Source organism: Aliidiomarina sp. (assembly GCF_047920995.1).
Classification (GTDB): domain Bacteria; phylum Pseudomonadota; class Gammaproteobacteria; order Enterobacterales; family Alteromonadaceae; genus Aliidiomarina.
In genome coordinates this window covers 1-3,045 of sequence record NZ_JBLRWZ010000068.1, presented here as the reverse complement: position 1 = coordinate 3,045, position 3,045 = coordinate 1, and the positions used below count along the sequence as shown (strand labels likewise).

Sequence of the window (3,045 nt, the reverse complement as noted above, 5' to 3'; positions counted from 1 at the left end):
GGTTGCTCAGCCTGTTCAGTGTTGGGGGCAATACCAATCAAACCGCTCATACTGGCAGCAAAAGCGATATCCCAATCCTTACCCGTTTCTGCTGATTCCGCTAACAAAGCTTTAAAGCTTTGCACTTCTTCAGGTAACTTATCTACACACAACACCGGATCTAGATACCCGCCCTCACCTTGCAAATACCGCTGCTTTTGTTCCTCTGTTGCCGATTCAGGCATTTCAGCTTTAGCGAATACAAACAATAGCCGCTGTGGCTCTGCTTGCTCCTGGGCTGCATTAATAAAATCATCATAACTGGTTAACATGCTCTAGCTCCGCAATTGCATACATTTCTGCTGTGCAGTGTAACGAAACAATGCCCCCCCACCTAGACCACCGAAATGGGGGGTTGCCTCCCCCTTAATAGGTAGATTGCAAGAGATTGGGGTTACGGTGGTAGTGCCGTAATGAGTGTTCAATGCGGCGGCCAGAACTGAAGGCCGATACACGTTTCAGGTAACCTATTACGCGGGTGCCATAATCGATATTTGTTGAGCCACATTCAGCGCATGCATGTAAGGTGCGTTTATCAATTGCCTCACATTCGTTGCATATGGTGATCTTCACATTAATACAGAAGTAATTGCAGCCAGTGGTTGCGGCAGTATTAAATAATGCATAATAGCCATCGGTGTTCAGCTTTTCATCGAGGTTCAAGTGCAGCGCAGAACCGCCATCTAAATAATCAATAAGCTCCCGCCCGTGCAGCACAAACTTATCTAGCGAATTAATTTCATCACTTTCTACGGTGTAGAAATAAGAGTTGTAGCAATCACGAGGCACCACATAACCATCAGCACGATCCCATTTGGCATTTTTGATACCTAAATTTTCAGCAGGCACAAACTCGGTGTTAAACATGTAACCAAATTCTTTCTTCGCCGCTTTATTCGCATCAAAAATCACCTTCAGGTGGCGTTGCACAAAATCTTTATATGCGGTGTTATTACCTACCGTTAAGCCTTGATATTCGGCGGCCTCTGCCATGCCGTTAATGCCTATGGTTAAAAATTGCTTATCCAAACTGATAAAGCCAGCATCATAAACCGTGAGTAACCCTGCTGCTTTGTACTCTTCCATTAAATGCCGATAAGCCACCTGATATTGATGAATTTTGCGCAATTCGGTGGCGAGATCCCGGCCATCCTGTATTAAGCGATTCATATTGATGGTAATCACGTTGATCGAGCCCGTTGCCACACCGCCAGCACCGAGCGTGTAACTAAAGGTGTTGTCGGCAATTTCACTCCGTAATCGACAACATGATGCGAGAGAATCGGCGTTATCCGATAGATAAACAAAGAATGAGCTACCTTTCGCCATGTGGCTGGCCATATCATAAGCAAAGGCTTTATCTTTGCATTGGCCGCTATCAGTGAGCATAGCTACGGTAACTACTGGAAACGTGAGAATGGTTTTGTTGCGCTCTTGATTCAACCAATCCAAGAAAAAATCTTGCAGCTTGGCAACTGATGGCCAACTTGGCTTGCTGAAATCAGGGAATACAAACTCGCCAAACATGCTATCGAAATAGAACTTATCGTAAATGGAAATATTCCAAAATACACTTTGATACCCGCGTGCCGCTGCAGGTTGGTTCAGCGCATACACCACGTGCTGTAAATGGTTGGCAATTTCGTGGCGATGGGTGGTTAGATAATCATCGCCATAATCTTTGCGGGCGAAATAATCGAAGTACGTTAAAAACTCAACCGTGGCCACCGCGCCAGCAAACTGTGAGCTAACGGCAAATACGAAATTCACGAAGGTGCCGCAGAATGATTCAATGTGCTTGGGCCCTAACGATTCGCCCCCCAGCTTAGTTAAGCCATCACGTAAAAATGGATACATAGTTACCGAAACACAATAGGGCTTGAGGCTCGTTTCGTCATGCACGTAAATTTCATGGTCTTCAATTTGCCGCACATACTCCGTAGCTAACTCAACCCCGTAAAGCTCGGTGATCTTTTTGCTTACTTGCGCGCGATTCACCTGCACAAAGAAATCTTTCATGATCTCTGCTTCTAGTGTTGCCACGTTTTTCTGCGTAACGTTCGCGTTCGCATCCATTTTCGAACCATCTGCAGCGTTTTCGGCCTGCAAATACTGTTCAATAAACTGCAATTTGCCACTAATTTGTTCTGGTTGTAGCCGTAACATAATCGTTCCCCTCGTGTTTGGCCCTTCCGCTTACCTGCAATGATTAATTGAGAAAGCGTACATTCAGCAGTTCGCCACTTCGCAAATCCACAAACCGTTGGTTGGTTGTTTCGCTGCTAAGCCCCCCACGAGCTGCTATCCATGGGCCTGTTTTTAGATAATCCAGCCGTTGCCGAATCGCTAACGGTATCGTTTCTAAACCTGTGTATAGGCAGGTTTTTAAACCCGCACTGCGGGCAAATTCTAAGAGTTGTAGTAGTGCTTGTGGCTGCCATTCACCGCCCATGAACAGCACACATGTAAGTAAGCCTCGGTATTGCTCTAAGCGTTGCTGTAAATAGCTGGGCGTAAGTTCAACGCCTGAGCCTGCGGGCCAGCTATCTACGCTATGGCATCCCTTACAGCCAACCTGACAGCCGGTAATGGTGAATGCCAGCGTGGTTTCTCCAGGTACCTCTTGCCATACAACAGCTTCACTGCAATAACGAAGATAATTTTGGCCATGCTCTGACATTGGACGCGCTCCACTTAAACACCACATCTTGTGCTTTAATTGCTTGGTTAGCACAATATATAGTGCCAACCATAAGCAGAACGCAAACTGGAGAGTTGATCTAGATCAAGGTTTTGTAAGGCTGGAATTTGGAGATCGTAGCAAACCCGCGGCCAGCTGCGATCTCCTACCTCGTCAGAGGTAATAGGTAAGCATCAACCATGCTTTTCGGGTATCAACAGCATAGTTTTTAGCTTGGTAATCGGCATATTTAAGCTGTGCCGCAATGCCATTATGGAATCGTTTAGTAGCTACGATATTCCATTCAGAGCCATAATCTCTGCGGT

The 3,045-nt window shown here is 46.0% G+C and carries 3 protein-coding genes; all 3 read right to left on the bottom strand.

The genetic code is table 11. From position 1 onward, the window contains the following. Positions 1-311 (bottom strand): ribonucleotide reductase subunit alpha (locus tag ACNA7P_RS11055; RefSeq protein ID WP_416258680.1); only part of this gene is annotated, 311 nt, incomplete at its 3' end. Positions 312-405: 94 nt separating this feature from the next. Next, positions 406-2,205 carry an anaerobic ribonucleoside-triphosphate reductase gene (nrdD, locus tag ACNA7P_RS11050; protein WP_416258679.1) on the bottom strand — a complete coding sequence of 600 codons (1,800 nt, stop codon included), beginning with the start codon at positions 2,203-2,205 and terminating at the stop codon, positions 406-408. Positions 2,206-2,248: 43 nt separating this feature from the next. Next, entirely contained in the window at positions 2,249-2,719 is a 471-nt protein-coding gene (nrdG, locus tag ACNA7P_RS11045) for an anaerobic ribonucleoside-triphosphate reductase activating protein (RefSeq protein ID WP_416258678.1), read from the bottom strand. Positions 2,720-3,045 lie beyond the last annotated feature (326 nt).

What these genes read in the sequence shown, in the direction of transcription:
- nrdD (WP_416258679.1), bottom strand. Translation starts at nt 2,205, where the DNA reads ATGTTACGGCTACAACCAGAACAAATTAGTGGCAAATTGCAGTTTATT.
- nrdG (WP_416258678.1), bottom strand. Translation starts at nt 2,719, where the DNA reads ATGTCAGAGCATGGCCAAAATTATCTTCGTTATTGCAGTGAAGCTGTT.